The sequence below is a fragment of the Achromobacter sp. D7-1 genome, assembly GCF_059760445.1.
The window spans coordinates 20,683-41,350 of sequence record NZ_JCBAMT010000009.1 but is presented as its reverse complement, the minus strand read 5'-3'; the positions used below and the strand labels follow the sequence as shown (position 1 = coordinate 41,350).

Here is a 20,668-nt window from a genome sequence, read left to right as displayed (position 1 = left end):
CTCAAACGCCGTCCGCCATCCCGACCGCCAGGCACATCGCCAGGAAGCGCTCGGCGGCGCGGGCGGCGGCGTCGGCATGCGGCACCAGGATGCTCAGGGTCCGCGTCAGCGGCCTGGGCAAGAGGCGCAAGGCCGCCAGGGCGCCATCCTCGTGCCGCATCGACATGACCGACACGAAGCCCACGCCCAGTCCGGCCCGCACCGCCTGCTTCACCCCCTCCACGCCAGCCAGCTCCAGGCCCACCGACGGCGCCAGGCCGGCGTCCGCGAAAGCGCGCTCCACCAGCCGGCGCACGCCCGAACCGGGCTCGCGCATGATCAGCGCTGACGCCGCCAGGTCGCGCAGCGTCACCGCCCCTTTTCCCGCCAGCGCGTGGTCCGCGCGCACCACCGCCACCACTTCGTCCTGGCGCCAGGCATGCACGGCCGTGTCCGCGGGCAAGCCCGTAGGCACGTCGCCTTCGATGAACGCCAGATCCAGGGCCGGCAGGCGCTCGACGATCTCACGCGTGTTGCCATCGGACAGATGCAGGCTGACCGCCGGAAAGGCATGGCGGAAATCGGCCACCAGGCTGGGCAGCAGATAGCTGGCGGGGGTGGTGCTGGCGCCCAGGCGCAGATCGCCGGTTTCCAGTCCGCGCCAGGATTCGCGCACCGCCTGCGCCTGCCGGTACACCTGGCGCAACTGGCGGGCCTGCTCGGCCAGGCGCTCACCGGCTTCGGTCAGCGCGATGCCGTGGCCGCTGCGGCGGTACAGGGGTTCGCCGAACCATTCCTGCAACATCCGTAGCTGGCCGGAGACGGCGGGCTGGGACAGGTTCAGCAGCTGCGCGGCGCGGCTGATATTGCCGGCATCGGCCACGCTGGCGAAGGTAAGCAGCTGATCGGGAGTCATGATCGCCTAAATATCAGAATTCCTGATATTACATATCTGAAATAAAGATTTTTCAAATAGTAGGCGGGAAATTAATATTTCGGGAAGTTATTTAGATATGCCTCCCCCAAAAGGCCAGCCATGAGTACATCTACCAGCACCGCCGTCCCCCTCCCCGCCACGCCGACGGCGTCTCCCGCCGCCACACCCTGGCGCGACAAGCTCAACGGCGTGCTGTTCGTCGGCCTGATGGCCGCCGCGGTGATGCAGTTGGCGGACCTGCCCGCCATCCGCCAGCTGGGTTTCTCGCCGCTGGTCGTGGGCATTGTCTGCGGCATGCTCTACGGCAACTTCCTGCGCGGCACCATGCCCGCCGACTGGAGCGCGGGCGTGAATTTCACCGCGCGGCGCCTGCTGCGCATCGCCGTGGCCTTCTACGGCCTGAACATCAGCATCCAGCAGATCGCCGCCGTGGGCCTGCCCGGGCTGGCGGTCTCGGTGGCGGTGGTGGTGGGCACCCTGGTGCTCGGCACGGTGGTGGGCCAGCGTCTGTTGGGCCTGGACCGCGACACCGCCATGCTGACGGCCGCCGGCAGCGCCATCTGCGGCGCCGCCGCCGTGCTGGCCTTCGAACCCACATTGCGGGCCGCTCCCCACAAGAGCGCCGTGGCCGTGGCCACCGTGGTGCTGTTCGGCACCCTGTCCATGTTCCTGTACCCGGTGCTCTACCACGCGGGCTGGCTGAACTTCGACACCCAGGCCCTGGGCATCTATATCGGCGGCACCATCCATGAAGTGGCCCAGGTCGTCGGCGCGGCCAGCAACGTCGACCCCGCCACCACCGAAGTCGCCACCATCGTGAAGATGACCCGCGTGGCCCTGCTGGTGCCGGTCCTGCTGATCCTGGGCATGTATCTGCGCAGCGCAGCCTCGCATGCCGGCGGCCAGGGCAAAGGCGGCAAGCTGCCGATCCCCTGGTTCGCGGTGGGCTTCCTGGTGCTGGCCATCATCAATTCGCTGAACATCATCCCCGCCGACGCGGTGGCCGCCATCCGCCGCCTGGACGTCTTCGCCCTGACCATGGCCATGACCGCGCTGGGCATCGAAACCCGCTTCGCCCAGATCCGCAAGGCCGGTCCCCGGGTGATGGCGCTGGGCCTGATCCTGTACCTCTGGCTGTTGGTCGGCGGCTACGGCATCGTCAAGCTGGCGTCCTGATCCCCGGCCCGCCGCGCCCAGAGGCGCGGCGGGCTTTGCGCATGCACGCCGCTGTCGCGTTTTTCCTGCATAATCGGCTGGTTCCCTAGCAGTGGAGTCGGCCGCATGACCTCCAGCACCAAAACCCCGTTTACGACTTTGCCCGCCGATCGCGATGCGGTGTTGCGCGTCATGCCGATGCCGGCGGACGCGAATATCCACGGGGACGTCTTTGGCGGCTGGATCATGTCCCAGGTCGACATCGCCGGATCGATCCCCGCCGCGCGCCGCGCCGCCGGGCGCGTGGCCACCGTCGCGGTCAATGCCTTCCAGTTCAAAGAGCCGGTGTTCGTGGGCGATTTGCTCAGTTTCTACGCAGCCATCACCAAGACCGGCACGACCTCGGTCACGGTGTCCGTCGAGGTCTACGCGGAGCGTCAGCGGCTGGACGCCGAGATCGTCAAGGTCACCGAGGCCACGCTGACCTACGTCGCCACCGACGAAGCCCGCCGGCGCCGTCCCCTTCCTACTCTTTGAGCCGTAACGCATGACGCAGTCCGCCGCCGCGCAGAAACCGCCCGCGACGCCCCGCCGCCTCGACCCGGAAGACGCCCAACACGCGCTGGCGGAAGTGCAGGAACGCCTGCGCCGCCAGCAACTGGTCGCCGACCTGGTGCATCGCCAGGAAGAAGGCGACTCCAAGGCCTCGCTGGTCGAGGACCTGGTGCACCGCCAGCACGAAGCCGAACTCAAGACCCTGCTGGACGGCCTGCATCCGGCCGACATCGCCTTCATCCTGGAATCGCTGCCCAAGGACGAACGGCAGGCCATCTGGAAACTGGTCAGCCCCGAGCACGACGCGGACGTGCTGCTGGAAGTCGAAGACTGGGTGCGGGAATCGCTGATCGAGGCGATGGACCGCCAGGACCTGGTTGCCGCCACCGGCAACATGGACGCCGACGAGCTGGCCGACCTGGCGCCCGACCTGCCGCCCGACGTGGTGGCCGAAGTCCAGAAAGGCCTGACCGAAGAGGAACGCGCGCAGCTGCTGGAAGCCATGGGCTATCCGGAAGACAGCGTGGGCGCGATCATGGACTTCGAGATGGTCCGGGTGCGCGAGGACGTGACGCTGGAAGTGGTGCTGCGCTATCTGCGCCGGCTGCACGAACTACCCGACCACACCGACCAGATCTTCGTGGTGGACCGCCAGGACAAGCTGCAAGGCATCCTGCCCCTGTCCAAGCTGCTGGTCAGCGAGCCCGAAACCGAAGTGAGCGCGGTCATGAACTCGGATTTCCTGGCGCTCAACCCGCTGGATTCCGACGCCGATGCCGCCGGCGCCTTCGAACGCTACGACCTGGTCTCCGCGCCGGTCATGGACGACCAGGGCCGCCTGATTGGCCGGGTCACCATTGCCGACGTGGTGGACGTGATGCGCGAAGACTCCCAGGAACAGGCGCTGTCGCGCGCCGGCCTGCAGGAAGAAGACATTTTTGCGCCCGTCGCCACGGCCCTGCGCAACCGCGCCCCCTGGCTGCTGTTCAACCTCTGTACCGCCGCCACGGCGTCCTTCGTGGCCTCCCAGTTCGAGGGCACGGTCAGCCAGATCGTCATCCTGGCGTTCCTGATGTCCATCGTGGCCGGCATCGGCGGCAACTCCGGCAACCAGACCATGACCCTGATCATCCGGGCCCTGGCCATGGGGCGGATCACCGGCCGCAATCTGTGGCAGTTGGTCAAGCGCGAACTCCTCGTCACCCTGATGGTGGGGCTGTGCGGCAGCCTGGTCGCCGCATTGTTCGCCTGGGCGATTTCGCATTCGCTGTCCATCGCGCTGGTGATGATGGCCGCCATGATCTGCAATATGCTGGTCGGCGCGTCGGTGGGCGTGCTGGTGCCGATGGTGCGCGCCCGCTTCGGCAAGGATCCGGCGATGGGCTCGTCAGTGCTCCTGACCTTTGCCACCGATTCGTTGGGGTTCTTCATCTTTCTGGGCCTGGCGACGATTTTCCTGCTGTAGCCCGGATACAACGGTCAAGAAAATCGGCTTCCCTCTGGCGGCGCCCGGTTGACAGCTAGCTGACAGGGTAGATAACGATCGTTCCATTACAGTAATGGAATTGTCATCTCTACCCTTTCTGCATCCACAATGACTGCAAGATTCCGGGCGGCAATGCTTTGCCTGCTGCTCGCCACCTTCGCCGCCACAGCCCAAGCCTGTGACAGCATGCCCTCATGGGCCCAGTCGGCCTGCAACCGCCTTGACCAGATCTGGAACGAGGGCGGCAACGACCTGTACTTCACCGGCTACTCGTGGCACAACCGGGCCACCTACAGCAAAGAGAAGATCGACAGCTTCAACGAGCTGGCCTGGGGCGGCGGCTACGGCCGCAGCATCTACGACGAAGACGGCGACTGGCAGGGCCTGTACGCCATGGCCTTTCTCGATTCGCATAGCAAGGTCGAACCGATCGCCGGCTACGGCTTCCTGAAGATCGGGCGGGTCAGCGAGAACTTTCGCCTGGGCGCGGGCTATACCGTCTTCCTGACGGCGCGCCACGACATCATGAGCTACGTGCCGTTTCCGGGCATCCTGCCGCTGGTGAGCGCGGGCTACAAGGACGCGATGCTATACGCGACCTACATCCCGGGTTCCGCCGGCGCGGGCAACGTGCTGTTCATGTTCGGCCGCTGGAGCTTCTGAAGCGCTCGCAGGCCTCAGAAGGCCTGGCCCAGCCTGCGCACCAGATCGCCCAAGCGCCAGTCGTCGATGCCGTGCGCACGCAGCGCACGCTCGGTCTCCACGACATAGTCCAGGCAAGGCCCCGAATGGCCGACGGCATTGCGCACCGACGCCAGCAGACGATCGTCGCTAAGGCCTGCCGCGTACTCCTGGCAAGCCCGGTTCAACAGGAACACCAGCCCGCGCACCGGCGCGGCTTCGGTATGGCAGGTGAGCCAGCGCGGCGAGTACGCGCCCGTGATCATCTCGCGGCGCCATAGCGCCTGGAATACCGCGGGCACGTCGCAGGCGGCGATCTGGAAAGCCACGCCGCGGCAGCAGCCGCCGCGGTCCAGGCCGAACACCAGGCCGGGATTGTCGGGCGAACCGCGATGATCGTGCGACCACAGACACAGGGACCGGTGGTAGCCGCGCACCGTCGCCAGCCGGCGCTCGCGCCAGGTGAAGCCGGGGTGCCATATCAGGGATCCATAGGCGAACACCCACAGATCGTCGACGCCGTTCCAGCCGACCAGCAGGTCATCCACCGAAAGCGCGCGCCGCGAAGTTTCCGTACCGGCGCAGCCGGCGGGTACTGCCAACGACATAGGGTCCTCTGATATCCCGATTCATCCCATAATGGGAGTGGGGATATCCTACGCCGTAGCCCGCGCAAAAGAATTGCGTGATGGAGGCCGGCCGGCGGGCCGAATGGAATTTGCATCCCCGGCAGCCCCCGCCATGGAAAAAAAATTGCGCGCGCCCGCCTACACCGCGTCCAGCGGCAATTCGGTGGTGCTTTTGATGACTTCCATCGAGAAGCTGGCGCTGACATCCAGCAGGTCCACGGCGCCGATCAGGCGGCGGTAGAAGCGGTCGTAGGCCGCCATGTCCTCGACCACGACCTTGAGCAGATAATCGACGTCACCCGCCATGCGATGGAACTCCACCACGTTGGGCAGGGCCATCACGGCGTTGATCAGGCTCTGGGTCCATTTCTCGTTGTGCTGGCTGGTCTTGATGGACACGAAGACCGTCAGGTTCAGGCCCAGCGCGCAGGGATCCAGCAAGATGGCGTTGCGGGCGATGACGCCGTCATCCTTCAGCTTCTGGATGCGGCGCCAGCAGGGCGTGACGGACAGGTGCACCTGCTCGGCGATCTCGGCGACTGAACAGGTGGCGTCCTTCTGCAGCAAGGCCAGTATCTTGATGTCCGTCTGGTCCATGGGTTTCCTCGGCTGGATCGGCCCCAATGTTGCCTGTTCCGCCTGCCCGCGTCCAGCTTGCGCCCGCCGGGCGCCGGACTTCAGTAGGTCCCGGGGTAGCCGCCGCCGTCGATCAGGATGTTCTGCGCCGTCATGTAGCCGGCCTGCGCGGAACAGACATAGGCGCATAGCGCGCCCAGCTCCTCGGGCTGGCCGTAGCGGCCGGCTGGATTCGCGCATCCGCGCTCGTCCCAGAGCTGCTCGAAGCTCTTGCCGCCGGACTGATCCAGCATGCCTTGTATGTGCCTGACCTGCGCATCCGTGGCGAAGGCGCCGGGCAGCAGGTTGTTGATGGTGACGTTGTGGCGCACGGTCTGCCGCGCGAGTCCGCTGACGAAGCCGATCAGGCCCGAACGCGCGCCATTGGACAGGCCAAGCTCGGCATGCGGCGCCTTGACGCTGCGCGACACGATGTTCACGATGCGCCCGAAGCGCCGCTCCATCATCCCGTCCACCACCCGGCGGATCATGTCGATGGGGCCCAGCATCATGGCGTCCAGCGCGGCGATCCAGTCGTCATGGCTCCAGTTGCGGAAGTCGCCCGGCAGCGGGCCGTCCGCATTGTTGATCAGGATGTCGGGATGCGGACAGGCGGCCATGGCCGCGTCCCGGCCCGGCGCCTGCGTCAGGTCGGCCGACACCCAGCCCACCCCGATTCCGGTTTCATGCGATATCTCGGCCGCGGCCTGCTCCAGCGTGGCCGGGTTGCGGGCGGCTATCGTGACCGCCACGCCTTCCCGCGCCAATTGCAGAGCGCACGCCCGCCCCATGCCGCGGCTGCCGCCGAATACCAGTGCCGTCTTGCCGCCGATCCCCAGATCCATGCCCGACTCTCCTGTCATTACGCTTTGGCGGAGGGCTCCGCCAAAGCGGACCAGTATATGACTGCTGTATCAGCCCATCCACTGGCTGACCGGCGCCGCCGCATCCTGCAAGGGCTGCGCCACCACGTCGATCAGCGCCGGGCCGTCATGCTCCATTGCCGCCTTGATGGCGGCATCCAGCTTGGCCGGATCCTCCACCCGCCAGGCCTTGACGCCATAGGCTTCGGCGATGCGGGCATGGTCGGTGCGGTTGAAGTCCACGCTGTAGTAGCGCTTGTCGTAGCCCGCCTTCTGGCTGGCCTTGATCCAGCCATAGACCGAGTTGGAGAACACCACCATCAGCAGCGGCGCCTTGTGCCGCACAATGGTTTCCAGTTCGCCCACGGTGAAGCCGAAGCTGCCGTCGCCCATCACCGACACGCACTTGGACTGCGGCCGGCCGACCCAGGCGCCCAGCGCCGCCGACATGGAGAAGCCCAGCGCGCCATGCGCGCGGTTGGTGATGAAATGACGGCCGGGGCGCGACACGTCGTAGTAGGCGGAGAAATACGGGCAAGGCGTGCCGGGGTCGGCGCAGACCACCGCGTCGTCCGGCAGCAGGCGGTTCAGGGACTGCACCACGCGCTCCGGGCGGATGGGTGCGTCCAGGCTGTGGGCCAGCGGCTCCAGCTGCGCCCGGCGAGCCTCCTTGGCGCGGCCAGCCAGCACCGCGCCGTCGGCGGCATCCGCGGGACGGTGCGCCAGGCGGGCCGCGACCTCCACGCCCAGGGCCTCCAGCGCCAGCTTGGCGTCGCCCACCATGCCGACTTCGGTCAGGTAGTTGGCGCCGATCACCATGGGATCGATGTCGATATGCAGGATGGGCACGTCGCGGTTCGGAAAGCGCCAGTGCTCGGTGGAGGTCGAACCGGCGCGGCAGCCGACGAACAGCACCACGTCGGCCGCGGCCACCACGTCGCGCGTCGCCATCACACCGCCGTTGGAGCCGACCACGCCCGCGTTCAAGGGATGGTTGTCGGCCAGGCTGCCCTGCCCGCTCACGGTCACGCAGACCGCGGCCTTGAGCGATTCGGCCAATTCCTGCAAGGCGCCGCTGGCGCCGGCGATGACCACGCCGCCGCCGCAGATGATCACCGGCGCCCGCGCGCTGACCAGCCGCTGCGCGGCGCGCGCGACATCCAGCGGATCCGGCGCATAGCGCATGGCCGGGAACCGTCCGTGCTCGGGCTGGGCCCAGACATCGGACGCCTCCACCTGCTGCTTCATCACGTCATACGGAAAGCACAGATGGGCGGCGCCGGGCTTGCCGGTCGTCATGGCGCGGAAGGCGGCGCGCACCATACCGGGAATCTGATCCGCGCGGTCGATGGTGCGGTTCCATTTGGTCAGCGGACGGTACAGCGCTTCCTGGTCCAGTTCGGTCAGCGGATACTTGCCGCGCGAGCCCACCGCCACGTCCGAGGTAATGCCCAGCACCGGGATCGACGATTCGTTGGCCTCCACCAGGCCGGGCAGCAGATAGGTTGCGCCGCCGCCGCTGGGGCCTTCGCACACGCCGACCTTGCCGGTCACGCGGGCATAGGCGTCCGCCATGTAGCCGGCGCTGCGCTCATCGCGCGTCAGGATGTGCTGCATGCCGTGGTCCAGCCGGTACAGCGCGTCGTAGAACGGCAGGCTGGTATCGCCGCACAGGCCGAATATGTGCTTGACGCCGTTGTGCTGCAGCATGCGCACCATGGCTTCGGCGCCGGTCATGTTTTCCATGTCATCTCCACTTGTGTTGCACGCGCCGCGGCCGGGCGGCACTCCGCCGGCCGCGCGTGGTTCAGTTGTCCAGATTGATGTTGCTGCTCTTGATGAAGGCGCTCCAGCGGTCGTATTCCGACTTCACGTAGGCGTCCAGCGCCGGACCGTCGGAGGCCACGATTTCGAAGCCCGCGTCCGTGACCTTCTTGCGGATTTCCGGATCGGCCAGCACGGCCTTGAAATCAGCGGTCAGCTTTTTTACCGTTGCGTCCGGCGTGCCCTTGGGCGCGAACATGCCGCTCCAGGAATAGGCGACAAAACCCGGGAAGCCGGATTCCGCCACCGTCGGCACATTGGGCAGGTCGGCCAGGCGCTTGTCGCCCGCCACCGCCAGCGGCTTGATCTTGCCGGCCTGGATCTGGCCGCGCAGGGCGGCGAAGCTCAACCAGGTCATGCTGGCCTGGCCGCCCACCACCGCCTGGATGGCCGGTCCGCCGCCGCCGTACGGCACATGCAGCAGTTCGACCTTCGACAGGCGCTTGAGCTCTTCGGGCGCCAAATGGTTCAACGAGCCCACGCCGGTCGAGGCGTAGTTGAACTTGTTGGGCGGCTGCTTGGCCGCGGCGGCCAGGAATTCCTTCAGGTTATCCCCAGGCACGCCGGGATTGGCGCCCAGCACCAGCGGGAAGCGCACCGTCTGCGAAATGGCGACGAAGTCCTTGAACGTGTCGTAGGGCAGCTTGGGCTTCACGGCGGGGTTGATGCCATGGTTGTCGAAGCTGACCAGCAAGGTGTTGCCGTCGGGTTCGGCGCGCGCCACGAAGGCGGTGGCGATCTGGCTGGCCGCCCCCGGCCGGTTTTCGACCACCACCGCGCGGCCGCCCAATTGCTGCGACAGGCGCGGCTGCAGAATGCGCGCCAGGATGTCGGTACTGCCTCCAGGGGGATACGGCACGACCAGTATCAGCGGCCGTTCCTCTGCGGCGGTGGCCGGCGACGTGACGAATGCGCCTGCCGTGGCGGACAACATGCATAGCGCAGCCAGTCCGCGCTTGATCCCGTGATTCATAGATTTTCCCCTGCTTGTATGGTGTTGGCCGGCGCTGCCGTGGCGGGTTCGACCTGGTCCCGCATGTAGATCGTGGAAAAACCGGTGCGTATGACGTCGGTGATCTGATCCAGGCGGCGGCCGATATGCGCGCCCATCAGGTCCGGCAAGGCAGCGATGTCGCGCCGTTCCAGCGCCTCGACGATGCGAAGGTGCTCGCTCTGCGTGTGGCTGCGACGCCCCTGCTGCATGTCGATCCAGCGCACGAAGTGGATGCGGGCGTTGACGCTTTCCAGCGCGCGCACGAACTCCTCGTTGCGCGAGTAGCGCGCCAGCGTCAGATGGAAAGCCTCATCGAGTTCCAGCAGGCGGGTGGCGTCGCTGTCCTCGGGCAGGTCGCGGGACCGCTCGACGAACTCCCGCAGGCTGGCCAGCTCTTCGTCGCTGGCGCGCTCGCAGGCCGCGCGCACGATGCCCGCCTCCAGCACGGCGCGGTACTCGTAGAGACTGTGAATCTGCTTGGCGTCGAGCAGGCGGGCAATGAAACCGCGATTGACCGAGCGGGTCAGGAAGCCCTCGACCATCAGCTGGTTCAGGACTTCGCGCAGCGGCGTGCGGCTGACGTTCAGCCTGCGGGCCAGCTCCACCTCGTTGATGCGTTCGCCGGGTTTGAAGTCAAAGCGCACTGCCATCGCCTTGACCGCGTTATACAGCTCGGCCTGAGCTTCCTTGGTGCGCGCCGCGGGCCGGATTGCGATTGAGGATTGGGTCATGCCTGCTCACCTGCGCTCGGTTGGATGGCCGGGAATGAAATGCATACTAAAGTGCATACAGTTGGCGCAACAACCCGGGTTTCCCCGTAAGTCGACCTCCCTGCACGCCCCTGAGCGAGGCAAACGCAGGGCGAAAAAAAGCCCACAATGCGGACATTGCGGGCCATTCATTCCTGCGGCGGCGCCTGCCGCCTGGCGCTTACAGGCCGGTGTCCAGCGTGTAGTGGGCGCCGTCCTTGTTTTCCAGGGTCAATGTCGAGAGCGTGGGCGCTGCTGCTGCCGCATCCTGGCTCACGTGGATGCGCAGATTAGCCAGCGGCACGTCCCAGCCGCCGTTTGCGGCCTCGGCGTCCACGCCGGCCACCAGCGCCAGCCGCTGTGCGACCGCGCGTGCATCCTGCGCCCCGGCATCGATGCGCACCAGGCTGCGCGCGCCGTTGGGGTGCGCCATGAGTTCAGGCGACCACACGCACTCGGGCGTCAGATGGCGGCAGAAATACATGCGGATGCCGGGCAAGGGCTGCTCGGCGAAGCGCACGGTATGGAAACGGGCCTGGACTTCCTGGCCGTCCAGCATGGCGGGACGGCTCAGTTCCTGGACCGGGTTGACGGCAAACCCAGCCGCCAGCAGGCGCTCGCGAGTGGCTTCGGCATCATAGGTGCGGAACACCAGCGCTTCCAGCCCAAATGGCGAATCGGCGATTTCCTTGCGGGCGGGCGGCGCGCCGGGCGGCCAGCCCAGCAGTTCGACATACGTGCCTTCCAGCACGATCAGCCGGTTGCACGACCCCAGGTTGTGCACCGCCTTGTCGCTGAGGTGGAACCCCTGGCGTTCGAAATGCGGGGCCAGCGCATCCAGCCGGTCGCGCACCATGACCACGGCATGGTCGAATTCAGTGCGGCCGACGGAATGCAGCATGATGGCTCCTGGATCAGACGAGCTTGCCGTGGCACTGCTTGTACTTCTTGCCGCTGCCGCAAGGGCACGGGTCGTTGCGGCCGACCTTGGGCAAGGCATTGCGCACGGGCTGGGCGCCGCTTTCCGGTTCGGACTGGGCCAGCGCTTCGTCGTAATCGGAATGGTGATACTGCACGTTCTGCACGTGCGGCTGCGCCGCTTCGGCCTCGGCCTGTTCGACCTGTTCCTGCGACTGCACGCGCACCGTCATCAGCACCCGGACCACGTCGTCGCGGATGCGGTCCAGCATGCCCGAGAACAGTTCGAAGGCTTCGCGCTTGTATTCCTGCTTGGGATTCTTCTGCGCATAGCCGCGCAGATGGATGCCCTGGCGCAGGTAATCCAGCGCCGACAGGTGCTCGCGCCAATGCGTGTCGATCGCCTGCAGCATGATCGAACGCTCGAACTGCGACCACGATTCCGTGCCCACCTGGTCGACCTTGGCCTGGTAGGCGTCGCGCGCCGCGCCAACGACACGCTCGCGCAGGTCGTCGTCGGTCAGGCTGGCTTCCTTTTCCAGCATTTCGGTCAGCGGCAACTGCACGTGCCAGTCGGCTTCCAGCGCCTTTTGCAGCGCCGGCACGTCCCACTGTTCTTCCACCGATTCCGGCGGCACGTAGGTGTTGACCATCTCGGCCACGGCGGCATCGCGCAGGTTCTGCACGGTGGCGCCCACGCTGGCGGCTTCCAGCACGTCATTGCGCTGCGAATACAGCACCTTGCGCTGGTCGTTGGCGACGTCGTCGTACTCCAGCAATTGCTTGCGGATGTCGAAGTTGCGGCCTTCCACCTTGCGCTGCGCGGTCTCGATCGAACGCGTCACCATGCCGGCCTCGATGGGCTCGCCCTCGGGCAGCTTCAGGCGTTCCATGATGGCGCGCACGCGGTCGCCCGCGAAGATGCGCATCAGCGAGTCTTCCAGCGACAGATAGAAGCGCGACGAGCCCGGATCGCCCTGGCGGCCGGCACGGCCGCGCAGCTGGTTGTCGATACGGCGCGATTCGTGGCGTTCGGTGCCGATGATGCGCAGGCCGCCGGCGGCCTTGACCTGCTCGTTCAGCGGCTTCCAGTCGGCGCGCACCTTCGCGATGCGGGCTTCCTTTTCGGCTTCGGACAGCGACTCGTCGGCGCGGATCAGGTCGACCTGCTTGTCGACGCTGCCGCCCAGCACGATGTCGGTGCCGCGGCCCGCCATGTTGGTGGCGATGGTGATGTGGCCAGGCTTGCCGGCTTCGGCGACGATCTCGGCTTCGCGGGCGTGCTGCTTGGCGTTCAGCACTTCGTGCGGCAGCTTGGCCTTCTTCAGCAGGCCCGACAGCAGCTCGGAGTTTTCGATGCTGGTGGTACCCACCAGCACCGGCTGGCCGCGTTCGTGGCAGTCGCGGATGTCTTCGAGAATGGCGTTGTACTTTTCGCCGTCGGTCTTGAAGACCTGGTCGTTCTGATCCTTGCGGACCATGGGCTTGTTGGTCGGGATGATGACCGTTTCGAGCCCGTAGATTTCCTGGAATTCGTAGGCTTCCGTATCGGCCGTGCCGGTCATGCCGGACAGCTTTTCGTACATGCGGAAGTAGTTCTGGAACGTGATCGACGCCAGCGTCTGGTTCTCGTGCTGGATCTTCACGCCTTCCTTGGCCTCGACCGCCTGGTGCAGGCCATCGGACCAGCGGCGGCCCACCATCAGGCGGCCGGTGAATTCGTCGACGATCACCACTTCGCCGTCCTGCACCACGTACTGCTGGTCGCGGAAGAACAGCGTGTTGGCGCGCAGCGCCACCATCAGGTGGTGCATCAGCGCGATATGGCGCGGGTCGTACAGCGATTCGCCCTCGGGCAGGATGCCCAGGCGCGACAGGATGCCTTCGGCGTTCTCGTGCCCGGCTTCGGACAGGTAGACCTGCTGGCTCTTTTCGTCGACCCAGTAGTCGCCTTCGGGTTCCGGCTCCTGCGGCTTGGGCTCGTGGGCCATGCGCTTGAGCAGCGGCGGCACCGCGTTCATGCGGACGTAGAGTTCGGTGTGGTCTTCGGCCTGGCCGGAGATGATCAGCGGCGTGCGAGCTTCGTCGATCAGGATCGAGTCCACTTCGTCGACGATGGCGTAGAACAGCCCGCGCTGGCGACGGTCTTCAACACGGTATTCCATGTTGTCGCGCAGGTAGTCGAAGCCGAATTCGTTGTTGGTGCCGTAGGTGATGTCGGCGAGGTAAGCCGCCTTCTTTTCCTCGTTGGGCTGCTGCGGCACCACCACGCCCGTGCTCAGGCCCAGGAAGTGGTACAGGCGTCCCATCCATTCGGCGTCGCGGCGGGCCAGGTAGTCGTTCACCGTGACCACGTGCACGCCCTTGCCGGCGATCGCATTCAGGTAGACCGGCAAGGTCGCCATGAGCGTCTTGCCTTCGCCCGTGCGCATTTCGGCGATCTTGCCGCTGTGCAGGGCGATGCCGCCCAGCATCTGCACGTCGAAGTGGCGCATGCCGAACACCCGCTTGCCCGTTTCGCGCACAACCGCGAACGCTTCGGGCAGCAGATCGTCCAGGGATGTGCCCTGGGCGTGGCGGGAACGGAATTCCTCGGTTTTGGCCGCCAGCTCCGCATCGGAGAGCGCGGAGATCTTGGGTTCGAGCCCATTGATCTGGGTTACCAGCTTGCGATACTGCTTAAGCAGCCGGTCGTTGCGGCTGCCTATGAGTTTTTTGAGCAGAGAAACCATGCGTATGTCGGCCGCACGAGCCACGCCGCGCCCGCAAAAGGCCGGAGCAGCGTCACCCGTGACTTGATGTTATTGGTTGAGCGGGGGTCCGCTGGAAAACGAACCAGTTTAACGCACCTGGAGCGCAATAGCCTGAACCTATGGACAGGGTAGCACTGCCGGCCGGTTTGACCGGCGCGGACCGCCCAGGTTCACTGCCCGGCGTGGGCCACCGCGGAAGGCGGCGCAGTCTGATGCGGTCCCAGGAACAGGCGTGGGTCCAGCGGCTGCCCGGCCAGGCGGACCTCGAAGTGCAGATGCGGGCCGGTGGAACGGCCGGAACTGCCTACGCGGGCCACCTGCTGGCCGCGTTCGACCAGTTGCCCCTGCTTCACCATCAGGGAGGAAGCGTGGGCATAACGGGTGATCAAACCGTCCCCATGATCGATCTCGACCATATTGCCGTAGCCCGGCTGGAACTTGGACTCCAGCACTACCCCGCCCGAAGCCGCCAGGATGGGCGTACCCGGAGGCGCGGCGAAGTCCAGGCCCTCGTGCATGGCGCTGCGGCCGGTCACGGGGTTGCGGCGCCAGCCGTACGACGAGCTCAGATAGGGATAATCGGTGATGGGCATGGCGGTCGGCATGCGCGCCTGGTCCGCCGACCGCTTGGTCAGCGCCGCGTCCAGCAGCTTCAGATTGTCCGACTGCTGGGCCAGCCTGGCCTGGATCTCGTCGAGCTGGCGGCCTAGCGCCTCGGCCGAGGCCGCGCTGGGCGGCGGGTGGTCGGTGAACAGATCGTCCATGACCTGGGTGGCTTCGGGCTGGGTCAGCGCCTCGGGCTGCGCCACGGCCAGTTGCTTGGCCAGCTCGGGATCGGTGTAAGCCACGCCGGCCACCTTGGCCACGCGCTGGCCCAGGCCGTCGATGCTTACCAGCTTGGCCTGCAGCGCCCCCACCTTGGCGGCCAGCAGATTCATGTTTCCGCGCAGGAAATCGGCGTCGCGCCCGGGTTGGCCCGCCAGCGGCCAGCCCACGGTATGTACGGCCGGCAGGATCGGAGTAAGGTATCGTTGTAACGCGGCGCCAAAGATGGCGGCCGTGATCAAGGCGCCCCCCAGAAACAGCGCGAGGCGCGCGCCGCCCAGGGTGAAATGCCCGTCCCGCCCGTCGCGGGCGTGCATAATCACGATTTTCAAGGTTTGCTTCCTAATTCTTAGAGCCGGCATGAATAGACCCACTTCATACCGTCAACGTTCCAGTTCCAGCCGGCGGAAAGAAGATACCGCCCTGGGATGGCTGGGTCATGACATGCGGGGCGCCGGCGTTCTGGCGACCGCCCGCAAGCACTTGCAAATCCAGTACGCGGTGGCGGCGGTTCTGCCCGCCCCGCTGGGCGCCGTATGCCAGGTGGGCAAGCTGGAAAACCAGTGCCTGCACCTGGTGGTGCCGAGTGCCGCGCATGCGGCCAAGATGCGTCAATTGGCACCGCGCATCGCGCGGACCTTGGCAGACCAAGGCTGGAACCTTAACGAAATCGCCGTCAAGGTACAAGCGGGTTTGCCCAAACCTGGCGCCCGCCAGCCGCGCCCTCCCAAAGAGGCGCAACCACTGGGCGACACCGCCCTGGGCGCGTTCGAGACCCTGCACGACAACCTGCGGCCAGGCCCTCTGGCCGACGCGGTCGCCAAGCTGCTGAAGCACCACAAGAGTAGCTGAAGCCAGCCGGGTTGTCCGTGATCCGGGCCTCCCGGAAACGAAGCGAAACCAAGTTCTCGGACGGATCCATCCTATGGTTTGCCGCCGGTTTGCGCCTAAAGCGCTAGAGGATGACGACCGTCACATCCTCTGGGAGTCCTCAGGGACCTAGCCGCGCAAGATGATAGCGCGGACGTCGCGGAGCCGGCTTTGCCGGTCCGCAGACGTCGCCCCTGGAGGGGGCCCGCGTCAGCGGGTAGGGAGTGGGCCTGGCTCTAGGCCAGCTGCCACTCTTGGCGGAACGCCTGCGGTGCTTCAGCCTGGGATTCGTAGGTAATCAGTTCCCAGGCGTCGCGTTGCTCCAGCAGCGCACGGGCTAGCTGGTTGTTCAGGCCGTGGCCGGACTTGCACGCGACGTAGCGCGCCACCAGGGGCTTGCCCAGCAGATACAGGTCGCCGATGGCGTCCAGGATCTTGTGTTTTACAAATTCGTCGTCGTAGCGCAGTCCGTCGCTATTGAGCACGCGGTACTCGTCCATGACGATGGCGTTGTCCAGGCTGCCGCCGCGGGCCAGGCCCATGGAGCGCAAGGCCTCGACTTCATTGACGAAACCGAAGGTGCGCGCGCGAGCGATTTCACGCACATACGAGTGCGTGGCGAAATCGATCTCGGCAAAATTGGCCGTGGAGTCGATGGCGGGGTGGCGGAAATCGATCGAGAACGCCAGCGCGTAGCCCTCATGGGGTTCGAGGCGGGCCCATTTCTCGTTGCGGCCTTCGCCTTCGCGCACTTCCACCGGCTTCAACACGCGGATGAATTGCTTGGGCGCGTTCTGTTCAACGATGCCTGCCGAGCGCAGCAGATAGACAAACGTGGCCGCACTGCCGTCCATGATGGGGACTTCTTCGGCAGTGAGGTCGATATGCAGGTTGTCGATACCCAGGCCGGCCAGCGCCGACATCAGGTGTTCCACCGTGGACACGCGGACATTGCCCTGCTGCAACACCGATGCCATGCGCGTATCGCCCACGCCGGTGGCCTGCGCGGGCAGATCCACGACCTGCGGCAGATCGACGCGATGGAACACGATGCCCGTATTCGGTTGTGCCGGGCGCAAGGTGAGCTCGACCCGCCGTCCGGAGTGGACGCCGACGCCTGTCGTGCGGACGAGATTCTGAATGCTGCGCTGTCGGAACATGAGACTTGGGTGTTTTGAGCCAGGAAGCCGGCAAGAAGACAAGCAGATTGCCGGCGTAACTGACGTATTGTAACTCTGTCCGATCCCTGGCGCCATTTGGCGTCCGGATCGACCGATACCTCCGTCCCTTATTGAAACCGTGCAAGGGAAACACGGACCGCTCTGCCTCCGGCTTGCCTGTGGGGACAGGCAGGCCGGAGATGAGGGAGTGCAATTAGAGCCAGAAATCGGCTCCTAGGTTCAATCCGCTTGCTTGCGCAGGAATGCCGGGATGTCGAAATGATCCATGCCCGAGCTTTCCAGAGCACGCACCTGGGCCGACGCCTGGCTGCGCGGGTTGCGCATGACAGACGGCATGTCCAGGTTGCGGTAATCGCCTTGACCGCCAGCCGGCATCGTGCCCATGGGCATGTTGTCGGTGCCGGTACGCAGCACTTCAGCGGTGTTCTGCACCAGCTGCGGACGCGCTTGCGCACGGCCCAGGCCAGTTGCCACCACGGTCACGCGCAGGTTTTCGCCCATGGATTCGTCGTAGGCGGTGCCGAAGATCACGGTCGCGTCGTCCGAAGCATAGCTGCGGATCGTTTCCATGATTTCGCGCGTTTCGCGCATCTTCAGCGAGCGGCTGGCGGTAATGTTGACCAGCACGCCACGAGCGCCGTTCAGGTCCACGCCTTCCAGCAGCGGGCAAGCAATGGCGTGCTCGGCGGCCACGCGGGCGCGGTCCGCACCCGAAGCCGACGCCGTGCCCATCATGGCCTGGCCCTGCTCGCCCATGATCGTCTTGACGTCTTCGAAGTCGACGTTGACGTTGCCTTCGACGTTGATGATTTCGGCGATGCCCGCGCAAGCGTTGTGCAAGATGTCGTCGGCCGAACGGAAGCAGTCTTCCTGCGTCGCGTCCTCGTCCATCAGTTCATAGAGGTTCTCGTTGAGCACCACGATGAGCGAATGCACGTGCTTGGCCAGTTCCGAGATACCGTCCTCGGCCATCTTCAGGCGCTTGTTGCCTTCGAAGGTGAAAGGCTTGGTGACCACGCCCACCGTCAGAATGCCCAGTTCCTTCGCGACTTCGGCCACGACCGGACCTGCGCCGGTGCCGGTGCCACCACCCATGCCGGCGGTGATGAAGACCATGTGCGCGCCATTCAGCGCGGCACGGATCTCCTCGCGCGCGGTTTCAGCCGACGCACGTCCCTGCTCGGGCTTGGCGCCCGCGCCCAGGCCGGTACGGCCCAGACGGATCTGCACCGGGGCGTTGGTCGCCGCCAGTGCCTGCGCATCGGTGTTGGCGCAGATGAAATCCACCCCGTGCACACCGCTGCGAATCATGTGCGCCACGGCATTGCCGCCCGCACCGCCCACACCAACGACCTTGATAACGGTCCCTTTGGTGTTGTTCTCAAGCATCTCAAAGTTCATCATGATGACTCCCTCACAAGTCCGATTTCGCAAATCACAAAAATTCCCCAACCAACCTATGTTTTGTGAATCGCCTCAAACTCGTCGCCGGACGGGCCCGCAACGGGTTTGAAGCGCCTCCCCTCTTCTGGCCCGGCCCGCGTTACTGCTGCGAACCGCACCAAGGACAGGCCCCAACCTGCCCCTTGAAACTCAGTTCATGAACCATTCCTTCATGCGCGCCAGCAGGCTCTTGAAATTGCCGGTCTGGGCGGCGACCTTGCGGCCGCGCACGCGCTGCATCCGTGCTTCCTGCAACAAGCCCATCACCGTCGAGAAGCGCGGATTGCGCATCACGTCGGCCAGGCTGCCTTCGTATTCGGGCACCGCCACGCGCACCGGCTTGAGGAACACGTCCTCGGCCAGTTCGATCATGCCGGGCAGTTGCGCCGATCCGCCGGTCAGGACCACGCCGGACGCCAGCAGGTCCTCGTAGCCGGAATCGCGCACGACCTGCTGCACCAGCGTGAACAGTTCTTCCACGCGCGGTTCGATCACGGCGCCCAGCGCCTGGCGCTTGACCTGGCGCGGACCGCGGTCGCCCAGGCCCGGCACTTCCACGGACTCGTCCGGGCTGGCCAGCACCTGCTTGGCCACGCCGTAGCGCAGCTTGATTTCCTCTGCATCGGGCGTGGGCGTGCGCAGCATCGCGGCGATGTCGTTGGTGATCTGGTCGCCGGCAATCGGCAGCACGGCGGTGTGACGGATCGCGCCGCCGGTGAAGATGGCAACGTCGGTGGTGCCGCCGCCGATGTCGACCAGCACCACGCCGAGTTCTTTTTCATCGGCGGTCAGCACGGCCAGGCTGGACGCCAGGGGCTGCAGGATCAGGTCTTGCACTTCCAGGCCGCAGCGGCGCACGCACTTGACGATGTTCTGGGCGGCGCTGACCGCGCCCGTCACGATGTGCACGCGCACTTCCAGGCGCAGGCCGCTCATGCCGATGGGCTCGCGGATGTCTTCCTGGCCGTCGACGATGAACTCCTGCGTCAGCACGTGCAGCACCTGCTGGTCGGTCGGGATGTTCACCGCCTTGGCGGTCTCGATGACGCGGGCAACGTCGGTGGCGGTGACTTCCTTGTCTTTCACGGCGACCATGCCGCTGGAGTTGAAGCTGCGGATATGGCTGCCGGCAATGCCGGTGTAGACGTCGCGAATCTTGCAATCTGCCATCAGCTCGGCTTCTTCAAGCGCGCGCTGGATGGAATTCACAGTGGTCTCGATGTTGACGACCACGCCCTTGCGCATGCCGCGCGATTCGTGCTGGCCCAGGCCTAGCACTTCGAATCGCCCTTCAGGCAAAATTTCAGCCACCACAGCCACCACCTTGCTGGTGCCGATATCGAGGGCGACGATAAGGTCCTTGATGTCACGGGTCATGGCGTTAGCGTTTCTTGGGAGGTTTCGGTATGGATTTGGATTTGGTTTCCGACGGCGGCAACGGGGCCAGCGCCAGGGCGAAACCATTGGGATAGCGCAGGTCGGCCTGCGTCACGGTGCGCCCTTCCAGGCGCCCCGACACGGCGGGCCACGCCTGCACAAAACGTTGAATTCGGGCCGCGAACGGCAGAGCGCCCGGCAGGCCATGCGGATCCGGCGCGTCCGCGCCCGGATCTCGGCCCAGGTCCAGCGACATGCCGTTGGACAGCACCACGCGCCAGGCGTAGCGCGGACTCAGATCCAGCTGCGTCACGTGCATATCGAGCGGCGCGAACCAGCGGGCCAGTTCGGCGTAGCGTTGCACGACCAGCGATTCGGTGCCCTCCGGACCGGAGAACTGCGGCAGCACTGTCTCGTCGTCCACCTCGCCCGTATTGGCCGTGAACGCTTCGCCCCAGGTGTTGATCATCTGGTTCTCGTTCCACAGCGCCAGAGGCTGCTGTTCCTCGATCCGCACGCGCAGCACATTGGGCCAGATCCGCCGCACGGTGGCGTGCCGGACCCACGGCACCGACTCGAAGATCTCGCGCGCGTCGTCCAGGTCCACCGTGAAGAAATTGCCCTTGAAGCGGCCCGCGATCGCCGACCGCACCGCCCCCGTGGAGACGTAGTGCAGCTCGGTGTCCGGCATCGATTCCAGCTCGATGGCCGAGAGCGTGAAGAACGGGCGTTGCACCACCCACACCACGCCCGCGACGAGCATGGCGCAAACCGCCAGCACGGCCAGCGTGTTGGCGATCAGGTTGGTGGTGCGAGCGTCGTTCCACACAGAGT

Annotated in this window: 19 protein-coding genes; 5 read left to right on the top strand and 14 right to left on the bottom strand. The window is 65.8% G+C overall.

Going from position 1 to position 20,668, the window contains the following annotated elements; genetic code table 11:
- Position 1 precedes the first annotated feature (1 nt).
- Positions 2–895 (bottom strand): LysR family transcriptional regulator, encoded by an 894-nt coding sequence (locus tag AC6LKD_RS06100; RefSeq protein WP_492275970.1) that lies wholly within the window; start codon positions 893–895, stop codon positions 2–4.
- 120 nt (positions 896–1,015) lie between these two features.
- Between AC6LKD_RS06100 and AC6LKD_RS06095 the strand changes: the two genes are divergently transcribed.
- From AC6LKD_RS06095 to pagP, 4 genes are all read left to right on the top strand, one after another.
- Positions 1,016–2,092, top strand: a complete 1,077-nt coding sequence (locus AC6LKD_RS06095) for a YeiH family protein (protein WP_013391548.1) — start codon at positions 1,016–1,018, stop codon at positions 2,090–2,092.
- A 105-nt stretch (positions 2,093–2,197) separates the two neighbouring features.
- Entirely contained in the window at positions 2,198–2,608 is a 411-nt protein-coding gene (locus AC6LKD_RS06090; protein WP_013391547.1) for an acyl-CoA thioesterase, read from the top strand.
- A gap of 10 nt (positions 2,609–2,618) precedes the next feature.
- Positions 2,619–4,091 carry a magnesium transporter gene (gene mgtE / locus AC6LKD_RS06085; RefSeq protein WP_492275969.1) on the top strand — a complete coding sequence of 491 codons (1,473 nt, stop codon included), beginning with the start codon at positions 2,619–2,621 and terminating at the stop codon, positions 4,089–4,091.
- A gap of 129 nt (positions 4,092–4,220) precedes the next feature.
- Complete coding sequence (gene pagP, locus AC6LKD_RS06080) at positions 4,221–4,775, top strand: lipid IV(A) palmitoyltransferase PagP (protein WP_207472148.1); 555 nt, start codon at positions 4,221–4,223, stop codon at positions 4,773–4,775.
- Positions 4,776–4,789: 14 nt separating this feature from the next.
- Here the strand turns inward: pagP and AC6LKD_RS06075 are convergent, their stop codons facing one another.
- The 9 genes from AC6LKD_RS06075 to AC6LKD_RS06035 form a co-directional block, all read right to left on the bottom strand.
- Complete coding sequence (locus AC6LKD_RS06075) at positions 4,790–5,401, bottom strand: gamma-glutamylcyclotransferase (protein WP_013391544.1); 612 nt, start codon at positions 5,399–5,401, stop codon at positions 4,790–4,792.
- Positions 5,402–5,560: 159 nt separating this feature from the next.
- Positions 5,561–6,019 (bottom strand): Lrp/AsnC family transcriptional regulator, encoded by a 459-nt coding sequence (locus tag AC6LKD_RS06070; protein WP_013391543.1) that lies wholly within the window; start codon positions 6,017–6,019, stop codon positions 5,561–5,563.
- 80 nt (positions 6,020–6,099) lie between these two features.
- Positions 6,100–6,882, bottom strand: coding sequence for an SDR family NAD(P)-dependent oxidoreductase (locus AC6LKD_RS06065; RefSeq protein WP_498115526.1), 783 nt, complete (start codon positions 6,880–6,882; stop codon positions 6,100–6,102).
- Positions 6,883–6,951: 69 nt separating this feature from the next.
- Positions 6,952–8,646 carry a thiamine pyrophosphate-binding protein gene (locus tag AC6LKD_RS06060; protein WP_013391541.1) on the bottom strand — a complete coding sequence of 565 codons (1,695 nt, stop codon included), beginning with the start codon at positions 8,644–8,646 and terminating at the stop codon, positions 6,952–6,954.
- Between the two features lie 61 nt (positions 8,647–8,707).
- Complete coding sequence (locus AC6LKD_RS06055) at positions 8,708–9,697, bottom strand: tripartite tricarboxylate transporter substrate binding protein (protein ID WP_492275968.1); 990 nt, start codon at positions 9,695–9,697, stop codon at positions 8,708–8,710.
- Positions 9,694–10,449: a GntR family transcriptional regulator gene (locus AC6LKD_RS06050; RefSeq protein ID WP_013391539.1), complete on the bottom strand. Its 756-nt coding sequence runs from the start codon at positions 10,447–10,449 to the stop codon at positions 9,694–9,696. Before AC6LKD_RS06050 ends, AC6LKD_RS06055 begins: the two co-directional genes overlap by 4 nt.
- 199 nt (positions 10,450–10,648) lie before the next feature.
- Positions 10,649–11,368, bottom strand: a complete 720-nt coding sequence (locus tag AC6LKD_RS06045; protein ID WP_498115525.1) for a VOC family protein — start codon at positions 11,366–11,368, stop codon at positions 10,649–10,651.
- Positions 11,369–11,381: 13 nt separating this feature from the next.
- Positions 11,382–14,117, bottom strand: a complete 2,736-nt coding sequence (secA, locus tag AC6LKD_RS06040) for a preprotein translocase subunit SecA (RefSeq protein WP_498115524.1) — start codon at positions 14,115–14,117, stop codon at positions 11,382–11,384.
- Between the two features lie 191 nt (positions 14,118–14,308).
- The gene (locus AC6LKD_RS06035; RefSeq protein ID WP_013391535.1) at positions 14,309–15,280 is read right to left on the bottom strand and encodes a M23 family metallopeptidase; all 972 of its coding nucleotides are present in this window, start codon (positions 15,278–15,280) and stop codon (positions 14,309–14,311) included.
- A gap of 127 nt (positions 15,281–15,407) precedes the next feature.
- On the opposite strand from AC6LKD_RS06035, the gene AC6LKD_RS06030 reads away from it, so the two are divergent.
- The gene (locus tag AC6LKD_RS06030) at positions 15,408–15,815 is read left to right on the top strand and encodes a DciA family protein (protein WP_013391534.1); all 408 of its coding nucleotides are present in this window, start codon (positions 15,408–15,410) and stop codon (positions 15,813–15,815) included.
- Between the two features lie 254 nt (positions 15,816–16,069).
- On the opposite strand, the gene lpxC is transcribed toward AC6LKD_RS06030, so the two are convergent.
- The 4 genes from lpxC to AC6LKD_RS06010 form a co-directional block, all read right to left on the bottom strand.
- A complete protein-coding gene (lpxC, locus tag AC6LKD_RS06025) occupies positions 16,070–16,993 on the bottom strand; it encodes a UDP-3-O-acyl-N-acetylglucosamine deacetylase (RefSeq protein ID WP_013391533.1) in 924 nt (307 codons plus the stop codon).
- Positions 16,994–17,233: 240 nt separating this feature from the next.
- Positions 17,234–18,418, bottom strand: a complete 1,185-nt coding sequence (gene ftsZ / locus AC6LKD_RS06020) for a cell division protein FtsZ (RefSeq protein ID WP_013391532.1) — start codon at positions 18,416–18,418, stop codon at positions 17,234–17,236.
- Between the two features lie 189 nt (positions 18,419–18,607).
- Positions 18,608–19,834 (bottom strand): cell division protein FtsA, encoded by a 1,227-nt coding sequence (ftsA, locus tag AC6LKD_RS06015; RefSeq protein WP_006217473.1) that lies wholly within the window; start codon positions 19,832–19,834, stop codon positions 18,608–18,610.
- Positions 19,835–19,838: 4 nt separating this feature from the next.
- The gene (locus AC6LKD_RS06010) at positions 19,839–20,663 is read right to left on the bottom strand and encodes a cell division protein FtsQ/DivIB (protein WP_013391531.1); all 825 of its coding nucleotides are present in this window, start codon (positions 20,661–20,663) and stop codon (positions 19,839–19,841) included.
- Positions 20,664–20,668 lie beyond the last annotated feature (5 nt).